Here is a 20,962-nt window from a genome sequence, read left to right on the forward strand (position 1 = left end):
CCCGCTGAAGGGACCCTCCTCACCATGACCGACCAGCACGCGGAGCTGGACGCCGCTCTCGAGCGGGTGATCGAAGCCGCGCGCGGCCACCTCGCCGCCGTCAAGGCGGCCGAGGGCCGTATCGACGACGACGATGTCTGGCAGGCGTACGTCACGCTCAACAACGCCTCCTACGAGTACGACGAGCTGCTGCTCGACGCGTTCGGCGAGGTCACACCATGGGACGTCGAGTCGATCGACCCGGACGAGGCCGACGAGCGGTTCGGCGTGGGCCTGGGCGGTGTCGACGGCAACGAGCCCGAAGACCCGCACCCGCACGTCGTCTCGGTGCGCCAGCGCCGCGACTACCGCGTGCCCAGCATGGCCGCGCTGATCCGCGTGGCCGAGGCGGCCCGCCGCTCCGGCCTGCCGGAGGACGAGGAGGAGGCCGAGCCGGTCGAGTCCGTCGGCGAGGCGGTGCTGGAGCTCCTCCAGGCCGGCGACGGTTCGCTGGGCGCGCTGGACATCCCCGAGCTGGAGCCGCTGGACGGCGTCGTGATGGTGTCCGAGGTCGCCACCCCGCTGGACCTCGAGTCGTACGGCGAGGAGGACGCCACGGGCCCCTTCGCGCCCGGCCCGGAGGACCGCCTGGTCGGCCGGCTGGACGAGCACCCGTTCATGCCCATGGACGACGAGGTCGAGCACTCGTCCTGAGCGTCGCACGCGGCGTCCGGGGTGCCCACCCCGGACGCCGCGCCGTTTCCGCGTGGAGGCCCTGTGAGCGGCGGACATTGACCCTGGCCCGCTTCGCGATCCTGGTGGAGGCGGCGATCCGGCCGCCGCTGCGGCGCAAGCTGGCGGAAGCCGCCGCGGATGTGCGCGCCTGGGGTACCGGATTGATGCGCGCGGCCGGCTCGGCCGACCCGGAGCGCGACGTACGGTATCTAGGCAACCAGGTGGAGGCGCTGACCCTCCACCAGCTGGCCTATCCGGACCCGGACTTCGACCCCGGGCCCTCACTCGCCGCGCTGGTGAACGCGCTTTGTGAAAAGCGAGCGCGCTGGTGAACGCGCTTGTGAAGAGCTAGCTAGTACGACAGGCCGGGCTGAGGCGGGCTCGGGCTCGCCACCCGCCGGCGGAGCACGACCTGCCGGGTGCCGTCGCGGAAGAGCCGCACCCGCGCGAGCTCCCAACCGGAGAATTCGGCCTGGATCGCCAGCTGCGCTGCCGCGGTCAGCCGGTCGACATTTGACGGTAACCGTAGCGGCGCGTATTCGTAGTCCATGCGACCCATCCTGCACACGCTCGTGATGTACCGCTAGCCTTCCCGTTCTGGATAACCGAATGGGATCGACGACACGTCGTCAAGTGCCTGGGTGATCTCGGCGGGCAGCACCATCTGCTCCACCGCCAGCGCGCCGAGCAGCTGGCCGACCGTGCGGGCGCCGAGGATGGGTGCGACCACGCCGGGCCGGTCCCGCACCCAGGCCAGCGCGACCTCCAGCGGCGACACGCCGAGCCCGCCCGCGGCCGTGACCACCGCCTCGACGATGCTGGAGCAGCGCGGATCCAGGTACGGCGCGACGAACGGCTCGAAGTGCGCCGACGCGGCCCGCGAGTCGGCCGGGCGCCCGTTGCGGTACTTGCCGGTCAGCACCCCGCGCCCCAGCGGCGACCAGGGCAGCAGGCCCAGCCCGAGCTCGGCGGCGGCGGGGATGACCTCGCGTTCGACGCCGCGTTCCAGCAGCGAGTACTCCATCTGGGTGGCCACGACCGGCGCCCGCCCGGGGAACGCGGCCTGCCAGGTCGCGGCGCGGGCGGTCTGCCAGGCGGAGAAGTTGGAGACGCCGACGTACCGCACGCGACCGCTGGCCACCGCGTGGTCGAGCGCGGTGAGTGTCTCCTCGAGCGGGGTCTCGGTGTCGTACCCGTGCACCTGCCACAGGTCGACGTGGTCCGTGCCGAGCCGGCGCAGCGAGGCGTCGAGGCTGCCGAGCAGGTGGCCGCGGGAGCCGTCGCGGCGGCGGGCGGTACCCGGGCGGAGACCGGCCTTGGTGGCGATCAGCAGCTCTTCGCGCGGGACCAGCGCGTCGAGCAGGGCGCCGATGACCGCCTCGGCCTCGCCGTCCGCGTACACGTCGGCGGTGTCGACGAGATTGCCCCCGGCGTCGAGGAAACTCTTGAGCTGAGCGGCCGCGTCGTCGGCGTCGGTGTCCCGGCCCCACGTCATGGTGCCGAGCGCGAGCCGGGACACTCCCAGCCCGCTGCGCCCGAGCGGTCGCTGTTGCATGGGTGAACCTTATTCAGTCCGGTGTCCCTGTCCAGAGGCGCGGGCTGATTGCGTAACCTGGTGCGACTCACGTTGGGGACCGTGTTTGGGGGAGATGTGCGGTTAGGACTGACTCTGGGGTACCAGACAGCGTGGACGACACCCGCCGACCACCTGGCCATGGCACAGGCGGCCGAGCGGCTGGGGTACTCGGTGGTGTGGGCGGCGGAGGCCTACGGGTCGGACTCGCCCAGCACGTTGGCCTGGATCGCGGGGCAGACCTCGACCATCGATGTCGGTAGCGCGGTCATGCAAATCCCCGCGCGGACCCCGGCGGCCACCGCGATGACTGCCGCCACGATCGACTCGCTCTCCGGCGGCCGTTTCCGCCTCGGCCTCGGCGTGTCGGGGCCCCAGGTGTCCGAGGGGTGGCACGGGGTGCCCTTCGGCAAGCCGCTGGCCCGCACCCGGGAGTACGTCGAGATCGTCAAGATGGCCATCGCCCGCCAGACCGTCTCCTACGCGGGCGCGCACTACACCCTGCCCCTGCCCGACGGCCCCGGCAAGGCGCTCAAGCTGGGCTTCCACCCGCCGCGCACGCAGATCCCGATCTACCTCGCCGCGGTCGGCCCGAAGAACCTCGAGCTGGCCGGTGAGATCGCCGACGGGTGGCTGGCGATCTTCTTCGCCCCGGACGCGGCCGCCGAGCAGCTCGCCACGGTCGCCGCCGGGCGGGCCAAGGCCGGGCTCGACCTCAAGGGCTTCGACGTGGTGCCCACCGTGCCCGTGGTGGTCGGCGACGACGTCGCCTCCTGCGCCGAGTTGGTCCGCTGGTACGCCGCGCTCTACGTTGGCGGGATGGGCAGCCGGGAGGCCAACTACTACAACCAGCTGGCGGTCCGGATGGGCTACGCGGACGCGGCGCGCGAGGTGCAGGACCTGTACCTGGCCAAGCAGCACCGGGACGCGGCCGCGGCGGTACCGCTGGAGTTCATCGACCGCACCTCCCTGCTCGGGCCGAAGGAGCGGATCGCCGAGCGGCTCACGGCGTACGCGGAGGCCGGCGTCACCACCCTCTCCGTCTCGCTCTTCGCGGGCGACGCGGAGAGCGGCATCGAGACGCTCCGCGTGGTCGCCGAGGCACTGGAGCTGGCGGGGGTGGGTGAATGACCTGGGTCGAGGCGATCGTGCTGGGGATCGTCCAGGGACTCACCGAGTTCCTGCCGATCAGCTCCTCGGCGCACCTGCGGATCACGTCGGCGATCTTCTTCGACGAAGACGCGGGCGCCTCGTTCACCGCGGTCACCCAGCTCGGCACCGAGGCGGCCGTACTGATCTACTTCGCCAAGGACATCTTCCGGCTGGCGAAGACCTGGATCGTGGGGCTGTGGGACCGCTCGGTGCGCTCCACACTGGACTACCGCATGGCCTGGTACGTGATCATCGGCTCGATCCCGATCGGCCTCCTCGGCTTCCTCTTCAAGGACCAGATCCGCTCGGCGGCCCGCAACCTGTACCTCGTCTCCACCACCCTCATCGTGTTCGCGCTGATCCTGGCGTTCGCCGAGTACTGGGGCCGCAAGGCGCGCACGATCGAGCAGTTCACGCTGAAGGACGGCGTGGTGATGGGCTTCGCCCAGGCGATGGCGCTGGTGCCCGGCGTCTCCCGCTCGGGCGGCGTCGTCACCGCCGGCCTGCTGCTCAACCTGACCCGCGAGACAGCCACCCGCTACTCGTTCCTGCTGGCCATCCCGGCCGTCGTGATGTCCGGCATCTTCTCCGTCCCGGACGTCTTCGACAAGAGCGGTGAGGGCCTCACCCCATCGGTACCGCAGATGGTGGTGGCCACGCTGATCGCGTTCGCGCTGGGCTACGCGTCGATCGCCTGGCTCCTGCGGTATGTCGCGCATCACACCCTGTACGCCTTCGTGCTGTACCGGGTCGCGCTCGGCAGCCTCGTGCTCTGCCTGCTCGCGGCCGGCACGATCACCGCGACGTAGACGATCAAATTCCAGGATTGAGCTGCCGCGACGTCCGCGGTGGTCCGGACCGTCGCTCCCGCGGCCTCGCCCTCCGCGGTTCACGATCCAACCCCGGACCCGCCGGGCCCGCGTCGTAGGGTGGGTGATCGTGGCTACTGTGCTGCTGCTGCGCCACGGGCGCACGACGGCGAACGCGGACGGCGGGCTCGCCGGGCGCCGCCCGGTGGAGCTGGACGAGATCGGCCGTGCCCAGGCCGCCGCCGTGGGCGAGCGGCTCAAGGCGCTACCGCTCGCCGCCGTCGTCACCAGCCCGCTCATCCGGTGCCGGCAGACCCTCGACATCGCGCTGCCCTCGGCGGAGGTCGCGGTCGAGGAGGGGCTGATCGAGTGCGGGTACGGGGAGTGGGAGGGGCAGCCGCTCAAGAAGCTGGCCAAGGATCCACTGTGGCCCGTCGTGCAGCAGCACCCGAGCGCGGCCGTCTTCCCGGGCGGGGAGGCGATGGCCGCGATGGCGGCGCGGGCGGCCGCGGCGGTACGCGGGTGGGACGCCCGGATCACCGCCGAGCACGGGCCGGAGGCGGTGTGGCTGGCGTGCAGCCACGGCGACGTGATCAAGGCGATCGTGGCGGACGCGCTCGGCGTACACCTGGATCTGTTTCAGCGGATCGTGGCCGACCCGGCGTCGCTGACCGCGATCAGCTTTACCCCGACGCGCCCGTTTCTGCTCCGCCTCAACGACACCGGCGGCGACCTGGCCGGTCTGATCCCTCCGAAAAGGCGGCGTCCACGCCGCGCGCGCCCCGGGGACTCGGATGCCACGGTGGGTGGCCGGGCCGGTGGCTGAACGCACTGCACAGACCGACCGCCGTACGGATAGGGTCTTAGTATGACCCACCAGGTGCATGCATTCGAGCCGCCGGAGCGGTTCGTCGCTGGGACCGTGGGTCCGCCGGGGGAGCGGACGTTTTTCCTCCAGGCGCGCGGCGGTGGCCGGCTGGTCAGCGTCGCCCTGGAGAAGGTGCAGATGTCGTTGCTGGCCGAAAAGCTGGAGGAGCTGCTCGCCGAGGCGCACCGGCGGTTCGGCGCCGAGCTGCCCGAGGCGCCCGCGGCCCTCTCCGACAACGAGCCGCTCGATACGCCGGTGGACGAGGAGTTCCGGGTGGGCACGCTGGGGCTCGCCTATGACGTCGACACCGCCACTGTGGTGATCGAGGCGATCGCGGCCGGCGAGTCGGAGGTCGAGGTGGAGCTCGGCGGCGACGCGGAGCTGGCCGAGGACGACGACGAAGACGAAGAGCCCGACGACGACCTCGACCGGCTGCGGGTGCGGCTGACGCCGGCCGCGGCGCGGGCGTTCATCGACCGGGCTCGGCGGGTGCTCGCGGCTGGGCGGCCACCCTGCCCGCTGTGCGGCCAGCCGCTCGACCCGCGCGGCCACCTCTGCCCGCGCCACAACGGCTACCACCGATAGTCTCGCCGGCCATGACCAGGCTCGATGTGCAGCCGGTGCTCGACGAGGGTGACGCGCTGCGGCTGCTGCGGCACGGGGAGTTCGAGCTGGAGGGGCGGCTCGTCGACGCCTCCAACACCACGCTGCGGGGGTTCCTCACCCTCGACGGGGTGACCGCCCGGTGTGTGTACAAGCCGGTGCGCGGCGAGCGGCCGCTCTGGGACTTTCCGGACGGCACGCTGGCTGGGCGGGAGGTCTCGGCTTACCTGGTCTCCCGCGCCACCGGCTGGCGCCTCGTCCCGCCCACCGTGCTCCGTGACGGACCGCTCGGCCCCGGCGCCTGCCAGCTGTGGATCGACGAACCCGAGGACGGCGAGCAGGTGGTGGGCTTCGTGCCCGCGTTCGAGCTGCCGGTCGGGTGGTTCCGGATCGCGTCGGCGCGCGACGAGGAGGGCAACGCTTATGCGCTCGCCCACGCCAACGACCCGAGGCTGGCCCGGATGGTCGTCTTCGACGCGGTCATCAACAACGGCGACCGCAAGGGTGGCCACGTGCTGGTCGGAGCGGGCGGGCAGGTGTTCGGCGTCGACCACGGGGTGAGCTTCAACGTCGACGACAAGCTGCGCACGGTGCTGTGGGGCTGGACCCGCGAGCGGCTGCCCGACGAGGCGGTCGAGGTGCTGGAGCGGCTGGTGCCGGCTCTGGAAGGCCCGCTGGGCGAGCAGTTGGCGGTCCACCTGACGCTGTCCGAGATCCGGCGCACCCAGGAGCGGGTCGGCGACCTGCTCGCGACGGGGCGTTTCCCCGGGCCGTCGGAGGACTGGCCCGCGGTCCCCTGGCCGCCCATCTAGGCCGCCTGGGTCGTGCACAGCGGAGGGTGAGGCCGCGGGAGCAGCGGTCCGGACCACCGCGGACATCGCGGTAGCTCAAAATCGCTGTTCTCGGCTGTTCGGCCGGTTTACCAGCGGCGGACGGCTCGCGGCGATGATCGGCCGCCGGTCGCTGGATAGGCTGGCCGACATGGAATCTTGGACCGGCCACGAGGTGCCGCGGCTGCCGGGCAGCGGCCAGCCGCTCGCGTTGTTCGACTCGGCGCGGCGTGCCGTGCACCCCACCGGCGGGCCATCCGGCGCGCGGACCATCTACGTGTGCGGCATCACGCCCTACGACGCGACGCACCTGGGCCACGCCGCCACCATGATCACGTTCGACCTGGTGCAGCGGGCCTGGCTGGACGCGGGGCACGAGGTCACCTACGTGCAGAACGTGACGGACATCGACGACCCGCTCCTGGAGCGCGCGGCCCGCGACGGGGAGGACTGGATCGTGCTCGGGATGCGCGAGACCGCCCTCTTCCGCGAGGACATGGAGTCGCTGCGGATGATCCCGCCGGCGTACTACGTGGGCGCGGTCGAGTCGATCCCGGCGATCGTGGAAAAGGTGGCGACGCTGGTCGACCGCCGCGCCGCGTACCGCCTCGACGACGGCACCGGCGACGTCTACTTCGACATCGCCGCCGCGCCCGACTTCGGGTACGAGTCCAACCTCTCCCGGGAGCAGATGCTCGCCTTCTTCGCCGAGCGCGGTGGCGACCCCGAGCGCGCCGGCAAGCGTGACCCCTCGACCCGCTGCTGTGGCGCGGTGCCCGCGAGGGTGAGCCGGCGTGGCCCGGCGGGCAGTTCGGGCCGGGGCGGCCGGGATGGCACATCGAGTGCGCCTCGATCGCGATGGACCTGCTCGGCAACACCATCGACGTACAGGGCGGCGGCAACGACCTGCTCTTCCCGCACCACGAGTGCTCGGCCGCGCATGCCGAGGCGCTCACGGGGGAGGCGCCGTTCGCCCGCCACTACGTACACGCCGGGATGATCGGCCTCGACGGCGCGAAGATGTCGAAGTCCAAGGGCAACCTCGTCTTCGTCTCCCGCCTCCGGGCCGACCGCATCGACCCGATGGCGGTGCGGCTGGCGCTGCTGGCCGACCACTACCGCGCCGACCGCCAGTGGACCGACGACCTGCTCAAGACCGCACAACAGCGCCTGACCCGGTGGCGCGAGGCCGCCGCCGTCACCACCGGCCCGTCGGGGGCCGACCTTCTGACGGGGGTACGGGCCAGGGTCGCCGACGACCTCGACACGCCTGGCGCGCTGGCCGTGGTCGACGACTGGGCCGACCGGGCGCTGGGCGGTGCGGGCGACGACAGCGCGGCGCCCGAGCTGATGGCGCGGACGGTGGACGCGCTGCTGGGAGTCCGTCTCTAGCCGTTCGGCTCGCTCAGCCCAGCGCGAGTCCCGGGTCGGGGTCGGGGTCCGGCAGCGGCGCCGGGATCTTGTACTCCTCGGTCAGCGTCGTCATCGGCCCCGGCCACGTCGCCTGCGCCACCTCGATCGGCTTGTGGTCGCGGTCGTACGCGACGTGCAGCAGGTGCAGCACCGGCGTGTCCGGGCGGATCTGGAGGATCTCGGCCTCTTCGCGGCTGGGCTGGCGGGCGCTGATCGTGTCCGTCGCCGAGACGTACTGCCGCCCGGTCACCTCCTCGGCCTCCTGGTAGAGCGGCCGCCCGAACGCCTCCCGCCGCTCCAGGCTGGTACCGCCCACGGCGTCCACCCGGAACCACGACGCACCCACCTCGACCGGCACGTCGTCGGTGCGCACGATGTACCGCCGCACCACGAGCTCGGTGCCGTCGCGCACCCCGAACGCGTCCGCCACCTCGGGCGGCGCCGGCGCGCGCCCGACCTCGGTGAGGTGCTGGCGGTACCGTGCGGCCAGGTCCGCGTGGTAGCCGCGGTGGGCGCCGTAGCGGCCGCGCGAGAGCCGGTTGAGGCGGCGGCGGGTACCGCGCACGTAGGTCCCGGAGCCCGGCTTGGTGATCAGGAGCCCTTCGACCCGCAGCTGGTCGACGGTACGCTGCACGGTCTGCTTGGCCACCCCGAACATCTCCGCGATGGCGGGGATGCTGGGCAGCCGCTCACCCGGCGCCCAATCCCCGCGCCGAATCCGCTCCCGCAACTGAGCGGCGATCTGCCGATGCGGAAACTCAGCCGCCCCGGGGTTGATACTCATAGTTTCCTAGGATGCCGTACGCACTGTGCCACTCACCGCAAGACACGCCGACCAGCACCCACCTCTCGCGCCGATGTCGGCGGCGAGGCCTTGATCGGTGAGTGGTTGGGGCGTCCGTGGCGAGAAATTGCCCCAGGAGGGGTAACTCTTCGCCACGCACGCAGCGGGGTACGTCGCTGTACGCGCCGATCAAGGAAATGCCCGCGGCCACCGCCACGTCCGGACAGATCGTGGTACGGAACGGCCGTCAGAGAGCCTGTCGCAAAATTGCCCGACTACAGCGTGTGTCGAGAAAAACACGGCTGTGTCCGCCGCTGGCCGCCGAACGGCGGCCGGCGAGGGTCAACGAGACCCTCATTTCAAGCGAATCTGGCGATTCTGCGACAGGCTCCAGAGGGGCGGCTCGGTACCAAGATCTGCCCGGACGTGGCGATGCCCCAGGCTCCGATGATCGTTCGCCGAGAATCCGCGCCATCGCCGGCGTGTCGTGTAGGTATCGGGCGAACGATCACCAGTGAGATCACCAACGGCAGCGACACCAGGCGCCCACCCACCCCTTAGTGCCATCCCGTCGGCCCTCGACCCGCTCGCTCTTGGAGCGGGCCAACGCCCGGGGCGCCACCACAGACGGACCGTAACGAAGGCACGGCCGCTGGCGCCCCGGGCGTTGGTCTGCTCTGCTCTTGATGGGGTCGAGGGCCGACGGGATGGCACTTCCCCCATCCTGGAGGCCGGAGAGCTCCCGCCGGAGGCAAGAAATGGGTAACCGCGACCAGGCGCGGAGGGTGAGGCCGCGGGAGCAGCGGTCCGGACCACCGCGGACGTCGCGGTAGCTCAGATTTGGAAGTGGAGAGCTACCAGGAGCCGGCCGTAGGCCCTGCGGAGCCGCCGCGGCGGCGCAGGTACTTTTCGAACTCCTGGGCGATCTCGTCGCCGGTCAGCGGCTGGATGCCGGCGTCGCCGACCCGCTCCTCAAGCTCGCGCACGTACTCGCCAAGCTCGGCGTCCTGCTCGGCCGCGGCCCGCACCCGCTGCTCCCACTCGGCCGCCTCCTCGGCCAGGTCGGCCATCGGTACCGGCAGGTCGAGCACGTCCTCGACGCGGTGCAGCAGCGCCTGGGTGGCCTTGGGGCAGGGGGGTTGTTCGCGTAGTGCGGCACGTGCACCCAGAAGGAGACGGCGTCGACCTCGGCTCGTGCGCACGCGTCCTGGAGCACCCCGACGATGCCGGTCGGGCCGTCGTAGCGGGTGGGGGTGAGGCGGTAGCGCTCGGCCGCGTCCTTGTCGGAGGCGCTGCCGCTGATCGGCAGGGGCCGGGTGTACGGCACGTCGGCCAGCAGTGCGCCCAGCAGCACCACCCGCTCGATCTCCAGGCTGTGGCACAGCTCCAGCACCTGCTCGCAGAAGGTGCGCCAGCGCATGCTCGGCTCGATGCCACGGATCAGCACGACATCACGGTCGGTACCGGGCGGGTTCGCACGCATGAAGCGCGTGGTGGGCCACTCGATGCGGCGGGTCTCGCCGTCGGCCATCGTGATGGTGGGGCGGCTCACCTGGAAGTCGTAGAAGTCCTCCGGATCGAGCGCCGCGATCTGCCTGGCCTCCCACACCTGCTCCAGATGCTCGACCGCCGCCGTGGACGCGTCGGCCGCGTCGTTCCACCCCTCGAACGCGGCGATGGCCACGGGGCGCGCAGTACTGGCAGGCCGTCAAACTCTGTCACGCTCTCAGCCTACGTGCCTTGGCGTGGCCTCACTCGGCAGCGCTCCCCGCTGGGCGCGCCGGGATCGCACACCGCTGAACCCGTCGGGCGGCATGGGGCACTAACCTTGTACCGTGCCGAACTCGCTGCTTGACGTGCTCGCTGACCGCATCCTCATCGCCGACGGCGCGATGGGCACGATGCTCCAGGCCGCTGACCTGGACATTGACGACGACTTCGAGGGTCTCGAGGGCTGCAACGAAGTGCTCAACGTGACCCGCCCGGACGTGGTGCGCGAGGTGCACGAAGCATACTTCGCAGCCGGGTCGGACTGTGTCGAGACCAACACGTTCGGCGCCAACCTCGCTGCCCTCGGTGAATACGACATCCCGCATCGCATCTTCGAGCTGTCGGAGGCGGGCGCGCGGATCGCGCGGGAGGCGGCCGACCGGTTCTCGACGCCGGAGCGGCCGAGGTTCGTGCTCGGGTCGATCGGGCCGGGCACCAAGCTGCCGACGCTCGGCCACGCGCCGTACGCGGCGCTGCGCGACGCGTACCAGCAGAACGCGGCCGGCCTCATCGCCGGCGGCGCCGACGCGCTCATCGTCGAGACCTGCCAGGACCTCCTACAGACCAAGGCCGCGATCATCGGGGTACGGCGAGCGGCCACCGAGGCCGGCCGGCACGTGCCGCTGATCTGCCACGTGACCGTGGAGACGACCGGCACGATGCTGCTGGGCAGCGAGATCGGCGCTGCGCTCACCGCGCTGGAGCCGCTCGGCATCGACCTCATCGGCCTCAACTGCGCCACCGGCCCGGCCGAGATGACCGAGCACCTGCGCTACCTGTCGCAGCACGCCCGGGTGCCGCTGTCCGTGATGCCGAATGCCGGCCTGCCCGAGCTCACCGCCGACGGCGCCCGCTACCCGCTGACCCCGGACGAGCTGGCCGAGGCGCTGGACCGGTTTGTGAACGAGTACGGCGTCTCCCTGATCGGCGGCTGCTGCGGCACGACGCCGGAGCACGTTCGCGTGGTGTCGGAGCGACTCGGGGAGGCCACGCCGCGCCGCGGCGGCCGACCACCGAGGCCGGCGTGTCGTCGATCTACCACCACGTGCCGTTCGCGCAGGACGCGAGCGTGCTGATGGTGGGCGAGCGGACGAACGCGAACGGGTCGAAGGCGTTCCGCGACGCGATGCTGGCCGGTGACTACCAGTCGTGCGTGGAGATCGCCCGTGGCCAGGCGCGCGACGGCTCGCACCTGCTCGACCTGTGCGTCGACTACGTGGGCCGGGACGGCGCGCAGGACATGCGCGAGCTGGCCGCCCGCTTCGCCACCGCCTCCACGCTGCCGATCATGCTGGACTCGACCGAGCCGGGCGTGATCGAGGCGGGGCTGGAGATGCTCGGCGGCCGCTGCGTGGTCAACTCCGTCAACTTCGAGGACGGCGACGGGCCCGAGTCGCGGTACGCGAAGGTGATGCCGATCGTCAAGGAGCACGGCGCCGGGGTCGTGGCGCTCTGCATCGACGAGGAGGGGCAGGCGCGCACCGCGGAGTGGAAGGTGCGGGTCGCCTCCCGCCTGATCGACGACCTCACCAGCCGGTGGGGCCTCTCGGTGCCGGACATCCTCGTCGACTGCCTCACCTTCCCGATCTCGACCGGGCAGGAGGAGACCCGCCGCGACGGCATCGAGACCATCGAGGCGATCCGCGAGATCGCGCGCCTGTACCCCGGCGTGAACTTCACCCTGGGTATCTCGAACGTCTCCTTCGGGCTCAACGCCGCCGCCCGCCAGGTCCTCAACTCGGTGTTCCTGCACGAGTGCGTCGAGGCGGGGCTGACCAGCGCGATCGTGCACGCCAGCAAGATCCTGCCGATGTCGAAGATCCCGGAGGAGCAGCGGTCGGTCGCGCTCGACCTGGTGTACGACCGGCGGCGCGAGGGCTACGACCCGCTCCAGCGGTTCATCGAGCTGTTCGAGGGTGTGGACGTCGCCTCGGCGCGGGCCAACCGGGCGCAGGAGCTGGCCGCCCTCCCGCTGGAGGAGCGGCTCAAGCGGCGCATCATCGACGGCGAGCGCAACGGCCTGGAGGCCGACCTGGACGAGGCGCTGACCACCCGCTCGGCGTTGCTGATCATCAACGACATCCTGCTCGACGGCATGAAGGTGGTCGGCGAGCTGTTCGGGTCGGGCCAGATGCAGCTGCCGTTCGTGCTCCAGTCGGCCGAGGTGATGAAGACCGCGGTGGCGTACCTGGAGCCGCACATGGACAAGGCCGACGACGGCGGCAAGGGCCGCATCGTGCTGGCCACCGTCCGCGGCGACGTGCACGACATCGGCAAGAACCTGGTGGACATCATCCTGTCCAACAACGGGTACGAGGTCGTCAACATCGGCATCAAGCAGCCGATCAACGCGATCCTGGACGCCGCCGAGCAGCACCAGGCGGATGCGATCGGCATGTCCGGCCTGCTCGTCAAGAGCACCGTCATCATGAAGGAAAACCTCCAGGAGATGGACACCCGCGGCGTGGCCAGCCGGTGGCCGGTGCTGCTGGGCGGTGCGGCGCTCACCCGGGCGTACGTGGAGGACGACCTGCGCTCGATGTTCACCGGCCAGGTGCACTACGCGCGGGACGCGTTCGAGGGCTGTCGCTGATGGAGCGGGTGATGGCCGCCAAGCGCGGCGAGGCCCCGGTCGTCGACCCGGCCCGCGAAGCCGCCCTCGAGGCCCGCCGGGCGCGCCGGGAGAAGCAGCGTACGGTCGTCGCCGAGTCGCTGCCGGAGCTGAGCGACGACTCGGTCCGCTCGGACGTGGCGACCGGCGTCGACGTGCCGGCGCCACCGTTCTTCGGCACCCGCGTCATCCGGGGCATCCCGCTGGCGGACTACTCGGCGCTGCTGGACGAGCGGGCCACGTTCCTGGGCCAGTGGGGCCTGCGCGGCTCGCGCGGCGGCTCCGGCCCGTCCTATGAGGAGCTGGTGGAGACCGAGGGGCGGCCGCGCCTGCGGTACTGGCTGGACCGCCTGATCTCCGACAAGGTCCTGGAGGCGGCCGTGGTCTACGGCTACTTCCCGGCCTACTCGGAGGGGAACGACCTCGTCGTCCTGGACGAAAACGGGCACGCCGAGCGCGCCCGCTTCACGTTCCCGCGGCAGCGGCAGGAGCGGCGGCTCTGCCTGGCCGACTTCTTCCGCCCGCGTGCCGAGGGGCTGGACGTCGTGGCACTCCAGCTGGTGACGGTGGGGCAGCCGATCAGCGAGTACACGGCGAAGCTGTTCGCCCGCAACGAGTACCGCGACTACCTCGAGGTGCACGGCCTGTCGGTGCAGCTGACCGAGGCGCTCGCCGAGTACTGGCACAAGCGCATCCGCACCGAGCTCACCCTCCCGGCCGGCGGCACGGTCGCCGACACCGACCCGGCGGACCTGGCCGGCCTGCTGCGCAACGACTACCGCGGCTGCCGGTACGCGTTCGGGTACCCGGCCTGCCCGGACCTGGAGGACCGCGCGAAGATCGTGGATCTGCTCGGCGCCGACCGGATCGGGGTGGAGCTCTCGGAGGAGTTCCAGCTGGTCCCGGAGCAGGCCACCGACGCGATCGTCGTCCACCACCCCGACGCGAACTACTTCAACGCCAAGTGACCACCGGCTAAGCCGGGCGTACTGAGCTGGAGTTCGCCCGGCTTGGTCAAGTGTTTCAGTAGATTGCCGGGCGGTACTTCCTCTGCGTGGTGATGGGAGGCGGCGCCCAACGCTGGAAGCCAGCCGAAACCGGGTTGAACCGCGCCACGGTGTTGGAGCTGTTCTTCGATCTGGCATTCGTATTGGTGTTGACCCAGCTTTCGCACTATCTGGTGACCCACCTGTCCTGGCGGGGCATGTTCGAGACCACGGTCTTGACCGCCGCCCTGTGGTGGATCTGGACGGTGGTCACGTGGATCACCGACGTCTACCACGACACGAATCCGGGCCTTCAGGTACTGGTCACGGTCCTCACCTTCGGCGTGATCGCCATGGCGGTCGCGATCTCAGGCGCGTTCGAGGGGCAGGCGTTCATGTTCGCCGGCGCCTACGTGGGGGTGCACCTCGTCCGCAGCAGCGCGCTGCTCGTCGCCGAGCGCGGCAAGGCGACCAAGCGCCCGCCGTTGCGGATATTGCTGTGGACCCTGGCCAGCGCACCCCTCTGGTTCGTCGGCGCCGCGTTGCACGGCTGGTGGCAGGTGGCGCTGTGGGCGGCGGCGGTCCTGATCGACTACGAGAGCGCCGCGGCCGGCTCGCCGGTGCCACAGCTGGGCCGCTCGATCCACGAACGGTGGCAGGTCGGCGATGAGCACCTCGCCGAGCGGTACCGCCAGATCCTGCTGATCGGTATGGGCGACGCGTTCCTCACCATGGGGATGGCGTGGGACGCTTCGCCGACGACGCTGTTGCGGGGCGCGGCACTGGCGTTGGCGTTCGTGTATACGGCGCTGTTGTTGCAGAGCTACTTCCGGGTCGCCGGTCAGCGACTGGCCGAATCGATCGCCCGAAGCGGTAACAAGGCACGCGTCGCGCGGCTGGCGGTCGACTGCCACCTACTCATGCTGCTGGGCATCGTGGTCAGCTCGGCCGGCATCGACCTGAAGATCCGGTACCCCCTCCAACAGCCGAACGGGTTCTGGGTAGCGGTGATCATCGTCGGACCCGTCCTGTTCATGCTCGGCCGGATCCTGTTCGGTCTCCTCGTGCTGGGCCGACCGTCGCCAGCCCGGGTGATCGCGCTGATCGGCCTGCTGGCACTGACGCCGGCCGCCGGAGTGCTCCCACCGGTCCTCACCGGCCTGGCGGTGGCGGCGATCCTGGCGTTCGTCCTGTTGCCCAGGATCAGCAAGCGATTCGCCCGGTTGATCCGCGAGCCGGTCCTCGAAGAAGAGTGATTGACCTGGCCGTCAGACCGTGCTGGGAGCTGGTGGCGAACCGACGTCGGTGTCGGTCAGGCAAGGGTGGCCCTGATCTGCTCGGCGTCCGTGACGAGCCGGTCGAGTGCGGCGGCCATCTCGTCGGGTAGAGCCTGGTGGGCGGCGGTGTGGAAGGCGCGGAAGTACGACACCAGGTCCAGGAACGGGCGGCGGGCGCGCCAGTACGCGGCCCGGTCGCCGGCGAACGACGCCCGGCGTAGAACTGAGCCGAGGCTGACGATCTTGTCAGCGGTGCTGGCGGCCAGGGTCACGACGTCGCCGGCGTCGACCGGCGGCGCTGGCGTCTGGCCGAGCGCGGCGTGTTCGCGTTCTAGCGCCCGCACGACCCGGGTGGTGGAGGGACCGAACCGGTCGGTCAGGACCTGGTCCAGATCGACGTCGACGGCGAGCTCCGGCGCGTCATGCAGCAACGCCGCGGCGATGATCTCCGCCGGGGTACCCGGGACATACCGGTCCAGCGTGATCGCCACCTCGACCGCGTGCCGCAGCGCCGGCGCGCCGTCGATGGTGTGGCCCGCGCACCAGCGGCGGGCGAGTTCCAGCGCGTCGTCGACCAGCGGGGATCGTGGTGGTGTGAAGACCGTCATGGCCTGGTATCTCCCTGTCCGTATGGGTTCGGCTACCGTGCTGGGTGTGACCGACGTACGCCCGGCGCAGTGGGAGACGGACACCTGCTCCGTCTGCCCCGCCCAGCTGCTACAGGCCGGCGAGTTCGACGTCATCGACCGGCCCGGCCCGGACTCCCGGTACGAGCCGGCGCGCGGCTACCGGGTCAACGTCCACAGCGGAGCGCCGACCTGTGTGCACCCGTACCGGGTCGGTCTCCCGCCGGCGGCGTACGCGTCGGCCGGGGTGCCGGTGCTAGAGATCCTCGACGAACCTCCGGCACCGACACCCGCGGCCCTGGCGTTGCCGGTCGACCTGACCGACCTGGAGGGGTGGCTGATCGCGGTGCTGCGGGACGCTGGCCCGGACCGGATGTACGGGGCACTCGCGGCCGCGGAGACCGAGGCGGTTGCCCGGTTTCCGGAAAAGACCGTGGTGGCCGCGATGCGCCGGGTGCTGTCGGTCGAGCTAGCCCGCAGCGACTAGCTCCGGCCTGCCGGTGGCGAAGTCGATGTCGTGACGGCGGCCGTCGTCCATGATGCCGATGCTGGCGTACCGCTCGCGCAGCACGCCAAGCCGGCGGCCGGTCTCGTCTTTGCCGATCCAGTACCGCGGGTCCGGTACGCCCCAGCCAGCGCCCTGGTAGCACTGCTGGGTGTAGTCGCCGGGCTGCCAGCCGAACCGTTCCTGGTCGGTCATGTGCACGAACTGGATACCGAGCCGGGCGGTCATTCGCACGCACAGCGTGTACTGCGCGAGCACCGCATGCACCATCTCGTCGACCGGCGCGGACACCATCAGCTCGGCCGTGCGCTCGTCGCCGTGGGTGAGCTCGAACACGGCCGCCTTCAGCGCCAGCACCCGCATCGCCTCGACGAACAGGGGTCCGGCGTCACGGGACAGGTCGAAGCTGGCCACGATCGGGTACCCGGTGAACGTCGCCCAGCAGTCCGGGTAGAGCCGGGTCGACTCCGCTAGCCGCCCGTACTCCTCGGACGCCTCGATCAGGTCGAGGATCTCGGTTGCCCGCCGGCCGACGTCTGCCGGCGCCGGCCTGGTTGTGTTGTTCACGGTGGGGCTCCTTCCCACGTTTGGCGACACGGCGGCCCGTGCGAGCCGCCGCGCCGGCTTCGTTCCGGGCTCGGCCGTTGCCGTGGCTGCGCCGGCCCGTCGTTGTGCGGCTGACGCCGGGAGGCACTGTTCCCGCCATCGGCCTCTCGGTAGCGTCACAGGTGCGCTGTGCGACCGGCAGGGATTGACCCGTTGACAGAGGTTGACTGTGGACACGTTCGGCGAGGCACTGCGGCGGGCCCGCCGGCGCGCCGGGTTGTCCCTGGACACGCTCGAAGCACGGGTCAACTTCAGCAAGAGCTACATCTCGAAGGTGGAGAACGGGCGCCGGCCCGGCAGCCGTGAGTTCGCCGAGCATTGCGATACCGCGCTCGACGCCAGCGGCGACCTGGTCGCGGCGTACGAGCAGGACGCTGTTCAGCGCGGTCCGGCGGCGGCTGGGACGGTAGCGTTCCATGACGTGTACCGGCGCACGTTCCTCAACCTCGGTGCCGCCGCGGCCGCGGCGGGTGTGGCTGGCCTCGCGGGAATCGATCTGCAGGACGGCGCCGAGCTGACCGAGGCCGACCTCGATCAGCTCAACCGGAGCGTCGTGCGGCTGCGGGCGCTGGACGCGCGGCACGGGGCCGCGGACCTGTGGGACGTCGCGGCCGCACGGGCTCGGGGCATCGCCTCCTTGCTGGACCACGCCGAGTACAGCGACCAGGTGGGTGCCGCGCTCGTCGAGCTGGCCGGGCGCGCCTTCATGTGCGCGGGCTGGCTGGCTACCGACGCTGGCCAGCACGACGGGGCGCACGCCTCCTACACCGAAGCTCTCGCGATCGCTGGCCAGGCGGGCAGCCCAGAAATACAGGTACATGCCCTGTCGAACCTCGCTTTGCACGCCGGCGTGCAGCGCCGACCACGGCCGGCCCTGCGCTACGTCGCGGCCGCCGAGCGGGCCCTGCCCGCACAGCCGCTGGGCCGCGTGCCCGCGATGCTGGCCATGCGCCGCGGCCGCTTGCTCGCCATGCTGGGCGACGTCGACGGCGCCAAGCAGGCGTTCACCGCCGCGCGGCACACCCTTGATGGGGACCAGGCCGCTCCGGTGTCGTGGCTGGGCTTCTTCGGCCACGCCGAGATCGACGCCGTGGAAGCGGACGCGGCCCTGGACCTGCGCAAACCGAAGCGCGGCGCGATCCTGCTGGAGGAGTCACTAGCGGCCTACGACCCGAGGTTCGCCCGCAACCGCTGCCTGCACCTCGTGCGGCTAGCCAAAGCTCGTACATCAGCGGGCCAGGTCGACGCCGGCGCCCACGCCACCAGCGAGGCACTCGACCTGCTCGACAGCGACGTGGCCAGCGTCCGCGTAGGAACAGAGCTGCGGCTCCTCGCCGAGCAGCTCCACCAGCACCGCAAGCTGCCGGCCGTCGCCGACGTGCTCGCCCGGTACCGCACCACCCCCTACGGAGCGCCCGCATGAGCGATCTGGTCATCGAAGGACACGATGCGGCCGGCCTGCGCGCGATGCGTGAGCCGGTGCTGGCCGTGTATCGGCAGGTGTACGCCGACCAGCTCGGCGACCCGTTCCGTACGCCAGAGCGGTTCTGGGAGCGGTTGGACGCGTACGCCAGCCGCGACGGCTTCGGCATGGTCTGCGGCCACGTGGCCGGCGAGATGGTCGGCTTCGCACTCGGCTACCCGCTACCCGCGCGGTCGCGGTGGTGGGAAGCGCTACGCGGCGAGTACGAAGGCGACCAAGCGTTCACCCGGGAGGACGGTACCCGGACGTTCGCGTTCAACGAGCTGATGACCGTGCCGGCCTGGCGCGGCCGCGGCTTCGCCCACGCCCTTCACGACGCGCTACTCGCCGACCGCTCCGAGCAGCGCGCGACACTGCTCACCCGGCCGGACAACGAGCCGGCGCACTCGGCCTATCTTCGGTGGGGCTGGCGCATCGTGGGCACGATGCAGCCCTTCCCCGACTCGCCGATCTTCGACGCGTTCGTTCTCGACCTGCCGTAGCGCACCTGGCGACGGCTAGGGGCGGAGGACGCTGTAGATGACGACGTCGCGCCAGCGGCCGGCGCGGAACTGGGTCGCGCGCAGCACCCCCTCGCGTACGAAGCCGGCCTTTTCCAGGGCGCGTTGCTCGGCCATGTTGTCCACGTCGGTGTACGCCTCGACGCGCTGGACCGGGCCGGTGTCGAAGAGGTAGGCGACGAGGTGCTTCTGGGCCACCGTGCCGACGCCCTTGCCCCGGTACTCGGGGAGCAGCGAGATCCCGATGTTCCAGCACCACCAGGTGTCCGCGCCGTACGACACCCGGCCCCAGCCGACCGTGCCCACGACGGTGCTGTCGTGTACGACGATCAGGCAGCCGCCGTCCGGGGTGATCAGGCCGTTTTCGTCGAAGCGGCGCCGCGTGGCGCGGACGTCGCGGAAGCCCGACCAGTTGAACGTGCCGCCGGCGTCCGGCTCCACGGCCTGCCGCTCGAACAGCCAGAAGTCCTCCGCGGTGGCCGGCCGGAGGACCACGCGCGCCTCGTCCACGGCGCCAGCCTAGACGCCGGTGGGCGAGTGCTTCGGGGTTGCCACGCCGGGGTACAAACAGGACGTGACGATGCGGTGGGTGCGGCTAGGCGGGCTCGTGCTGGCGCTGTTCGCGGCGGCGTGTTTCGTGGGTACCGACGACCAGGGCGCACCGCCCGAGGCGCCGCCGCCCGCGAGTGGCTCGCCGGGGAGCAGGAAGACGGCACGATGACCGTCGAGGAGTTCCAGCGGGACATCGAGGGCGCGGTCGACGTGGCCGAGGCGTACTGGGGCAGCGGGTCCGCGGCTTCGAGCCGGTGCGGCGGATCACCCCGTACCAGCAGGAGGGTGAGGTCGCGTGCGGCGGCCAGCCGCTGACCCGCAACAACGCGGCGTACTGCTCGGCGGGCGACTTCATCGCGTACGACGTGAACTGGGCCGTCGGCGCTTTCCGCCAGATCGGCGACGCGTTCATCTTCTACCTGCTCGGCCACGAGTACGCGCACGCGGTCCAGGTGCGCCTCGGCATCCAGTATCGGTTCACCATCCAGCAGGAGTTGCAGGCCGACTGCATGGGCGGCGCCTACATCGGCGACTCGGTGAAGGCGGGCAGCCTCACGCTCGACCGGGGCGACATCGACGAGCTGCGGCAGGGGCTGCTGGCGGTGGCGGACGACCCGGGCCAGCCGTGGTTCGCGCCGGACGCGCACGGCACGGCGGAGCAGCGCACCGACGCGTTCTTCGAGGGGTACGAGGGGTCGCTCGCCCCCTGCGACATCACCTGAGGCCGAGCGCCCGCAGCGCCTGCCGCACGACGCGTCCCTGCCCGAAGCCGAAGTCGCCCTCCGCGGGCAGCCGGTCCACCGCGAACCATTCGAACGCCTCGGCCTCACCGGTGGGCGCGGCTGTGCCAGAGCAGATTCCGGTGTACGTGTGGGCGATCGAGTGTTTGCGCGGGTCGTGGAAGTCGCCGATACCCGGCTGGGAGAAGTACTCGACGGTGGTGGCGTAGGCGAGGGACGACACGGTCATCTGGGTGCCGAGCGTGGCCGCCAGGTGACGGGCGACGGCGGCGGCGAGGGGCTCGTCCCGCAGGACCGCGCCGCCGACCAGGCACCAGCCGCGGCCGCCGGGCGTCTCCCGCAGGATCAGGCCGACGCGGGGCGTGGCGTCCGTCGAGAGTGGCAGCAGGTCGACGCAGGAGATGGGTACGCGGGCGAGGATGCGCTCGTACTCGTCCGCCGGTATCCAGCGGTCGCCGGCGCCGATGATGTCCGTCACGACGCTCCATCATCCGGGTGAGGCATCGGCCACAACGGGCGGGGCAGCGCAAGCGCGGCTTCGGCGGATCGGGGAGGATCGA

The 20,962-nt window shown here is 71.2% G+C and carries 20 protein-coding genes and 3 pseudogenes; 15 read left to right on the forward strand and 8 right to left on the reverse strand.

Annotated features, from left to right (window positions below; all coding sequences use genetic code 11):
* Window positions 1-24 precede the first annotated feature (24 nt).
* A complete protein-coding gene (locus Pflav_RS09140; RefSeq protein ID WP_173035349.1) occupies window positions 25-693 on the forward strand; it encodes a hypothetical protein in 669 nt (222 codons plus the stop codon).
* Window positions 690-1,046, forward strand: coding sequence for a hypothetical protein (locus tag Pflav_RS09145; protein ID WP_269474615.1), 357 nt, complete (start codon window positions 690-692; stop codon window positions 1,044-1,046). The genes Pflav_RS09140 and Pflav_RS09145 overlap by 4 nt, the downstream gene beginning before the upstream one ends.
* A 20-nt stretch (window positions 1,047-1,066) precedes the next feature.
* Here the strand turns inward: Pflav_RS09145 and Pflav_RS09150 are convergent, their stop codons facing one another.
* Together Pflav_RS09150 and Pflav_RS09155 are read right to left on the reverse strand one after the other, a co-directional pair.
* Window positions 1,067-1,264 carry a DUF5703 family protein gene (locus Pflav_RS09150; RefSeq protein ID WP_173035352.1) on the reverse strand — a complete coding sequence of 66 codons (198 nt, stop codon included), beginning with the start codon at window positions 1,262-1,264 and terminating at the stop codon, window positions 1,067-1,069.
* A gap of 33 nt (window positions 1,265-1,297) precedes the next feature.
* Window positions 1,298-2,269, reverse strand: a complete 972-nt coding sequence (locus Pflav_RS09155) for an aldo/keto reductase (protein WP_173035354.1) — start codon at window positions 2,267-2,269, stop codon at window positions 1,298-1,300.
* 96 nt (window positions 2,270-2,365) lie between these two features.
* Here Pflav_RS09155 and Pflav_RS09160 point away from each other — a divergent pair, with 96 nt between their 5' ends.
* The 6 genes and pseudogenes from Pflav_RS09160 (at window position 2,366) to mshC (ending at window position 7,941) form a co-directional block, all read left to right on the forward strand.
* Window positions 2,366-3,418, forward strand: a complete 1,053-nt coding sequence (locus tag Pflav_RS09160) for an LLM class F420-dependent oxidoreductase (protein WP_173042322.1) — start codon at window positions 2,366-2,368, stop codon at window positions 3,416-3,418.
* Window positions 3,415-4,248: an undecaprenyl-diphosphate phosphatase gene (locus Pflav_RS09165; protein ID WP_173035356.1), complete on the forward strand. Its 834-nt coding sequence runs from the start codon at window positions 3,415-3,417 to the stop codon at window positions 4,246-4,248. Before Pflav_RS09160 ends, Pflav_RS09165 begins: the two co-directional genes overlap by 4 nt.
* Before the next feature lie 124 nt (window positions 4,249-4,372).
* Window positions 4,373-5,074, forward strand: coding sequence for an MSMEG_4193 family putative phosphomutase (locus Pflav_RS09170; RefSeq protein WP_173035358.1), 702 nt, complete (start codon window positions 4,373-4,375; stop codon window positions 5,072-5,074).
* A gap of 42 nt (window positions 5,075-5,116) precedes the next feature.
* The gene (locus Pflav_RS09175) at window positions 5,117-5,701 is read left to right on the forward strand and encodes a DUF3090 domain-containing protein (protein ID WP_173035360.1); all 585 of its coding nucleotides are present in this window, start codon (window positions 5,117-5,119) and stop codon (window positions 5,699-5,701) included.
* A gap of 11 nt (window positions 5,702-5,712) precedes the next feature.
* Window positions 5,713-6,531, forward strand: a complete 819-nt coding sequence (locus Pflav_RS09180; protein ID WP_173035362.1) for an SCO1664 family protein — start codon at window positions 5,713-5,715, stop codon at window positions 6,529-6,531.
* Window positions 6,532-6,700: 169 nt separating this feature from the next.
* A pseudogene (gene mshC, locus Pflav_RS09185) lies at window positions 6,701-7,941 on the forward strand (cysteine--1-D-myo-inosityl 2-amino-2-deoxy-alpha-D-glucopyranoside ligase).
* A gap of 13 nt (window positions 7,942-7,954) precedes the next feature.
* Here the strand turns inward: mshC and Pflav_RS09190 are convergent.
* Window positions 7,955-8,746, reverse strand: a complete 792-nt coding sequence (locus tag Pflav_RS09190) for a GntR family transcriptional regulator (protein ID WP_173035363.1) — start codon at window positions 8,744-8,746, stop codon at window positions 7,955-7,957.
* 854 nt (window positions 8,747-9,600) lie between these two features.
* Window positions 9,601-10,468, reverse strand: a pseudogene (locus tag Pflav_RS09195) (PAC2 family protein).
* Between the two features lie 170 nt (window positions 10,469-10,638).
* Here Pflav_RS09195 and metH point away from each other — a divergent pair.
* Together metH and Pflav_RS09205 are read left to right on the forward strand one after the other, a co-directional pair.
* Window positions 10,639-14,095 (forward strand): annotated as a pseudogene (gene metH, locus Pflav_RS09200) (methionine synthase).
* A gap of 149 nt (window positions 14,096-14,244) precedes the next feature.
* Window positions 14,245-15,369: a low temperature requirement protein A gene (locus Pflav_RS09205; RefSeq protein WP_173035365.1), complete on the forward strand. Its 1,125-nt coding sequence runs from the start codon at window positions 14,245-14,247 to the stop codon at window positions 15,367-15,369.
* A gap of 56 nt (window positions 15,370-15,425) precedes the next feature.
* On the opposite strand, the gene Pflav_RS09210 is transcribed toward Pflav_RS09205, so the two are convergent.
* Complete coding sequence (locus Pflav_RS09210; protein ID WP_173035367.1) at window positions 15,426-15,998, reverse strand: HD domain-containing protein; 573 nt, start codon at window positions 15,996-15,998, stop codon at window positions 15,426-15,428.
* 46 nt (window positions 15,999-16,044) lie between these two features.
* Between Pflav_RS09210 and Pflav_RS09215 the strand changes: the two genes are divergently transcribed.
* Window positions 16,045-16,503, forward strand: coding sequence for a hypothetical protein (locus tag Pflav_RS09215; RefSeq protein ID WP_232071145.1), 459 nt, complete (start codon window positions 16,045-16,047; stop codon window positions 16,501-16,503).
* Here Pflav_RS09215 and Pflav_RS09220 read toward each other — a convergent pair.
* On the reverse strand, window positions 16,486-17,088 hold the full coding sequence (locus Pflav_RS09220; RefSeq protein WP_173035370.1) for a hypothetical protein: 603 nt from the start codon (window positions 17,086-17,088) through the stop codon (window positions 16,486-16,488). The genes Pflav_RS09215 and Pflav_RS09220 overlap by 18 nt on opposite strands.
* A 208-nt stretch (window positions 17,089-17,296) precedes the next feature.
* Here Pflav_RS09220 and Pflav_RS09225 point away from each other — a divergent pair, with 208 nt between their 5' ends.
* Both Pflav_RS09225 and Pflav_RS09230 read left to right on the forward strand, forming a co-directional pair.
* Window positions 17,297-18,550 (forward strand): helix-turn-helix domain-containing protein, encoded by a 1,254-nt coding sequence (locus tag Pflav_RS09225; protein WP_173035371.1) that lies wholly within the window; start codon window positions 17,297-17,299, stop codon window positions 18,548-18,550.
* Window positions 18,547-19,092, forward strand: a complete 546-nt coding sequence (locus Pflav_RS09230) for a GNAT family N-acetyltransferase (protein WP_173035373.1) — start codon at window positions 18,547-18,549, stop codon at window positions 19,090-19,092. Before Pflav_RS09225 ends, Pflav_RS09230 begins: the two co-directional genes overlap by 4 nt.
* 15 nt (window positions 19,093-19,107) lie before the next feature.
* On the opposite strand, the gene Pflav_RS09235 is transcribed toward Pflav_RS09230, so the two are convergent.
* Window positions 19,108-19,620: a GNAT family N-acetyltransferase gene (locus Pflav_RS09235; protein ID WP_232071147.1), complete on the reverse strand. Its 513-nt coding sequence runs from the start codon at window positions 19,618-19,620 to the stop codon at window positions 19,108-19,110.
* Between the two features lie 64 nt (window positions 19,621-19,684).
* On the opposite strand from Pflav_RS09235, the gene Pflav_RS09240 reads away from it, so the two are divergent.
* Together Pflav_RS09240 and Pflav_RS09245 are read left to right on the forward strand one after the other, a co-directional pair.
* Window positions 19,685-19,831 (forward strand): hypothetical protein, encoded by a 147-nt coding sequence (locus tag Pflav_RS09240; protein ID WP_173035375.1) that lies wholly within the window; start codon window positions 19,685-19,687, stop codon window positions 19,829-19,831.
* 85 nt (window positions 19,832-19,916) lie between these two features.
* Window positions 19,917-20,384 (forward strand): neutral zinc metallopeptidase, encoded by a 468-nt coding sequence (locus tag Pflav_RS09245; RefSeq protein WP_232071149.1) that lies wholly within the window; start codon window positions 19,917-19,919, stop codon window positions 20,382-20,384.
* Here Pflav_RS09245 and Pflav_RS09250 read toward each other — a convergent pair.
* Entirely contained in the window at window positions 20,377-20,880 is a 504-nt protein-coding gene (locus Pflav_RS09250; protein ID WP_173035377.1) for a DUF4916 domain-containing protein, read from the reverse strand. The two genes, Pflav_RS09245 and Pflav_RS09250, sit on opposite strands and share 8 nt — an antisense overlap.
* Window positions 20,881-20,962: the final 82 nt, after the last annotated feature.

Source organism: Phytohabitans flavus (genome assembly GCF_011764545.1).
Lineage (GTDB): Bacteria > Actinomycetota > Actinomycetes > Mycobacteriales > Micromonosporaceae > Phytohabitans > Phytohabitans flavus.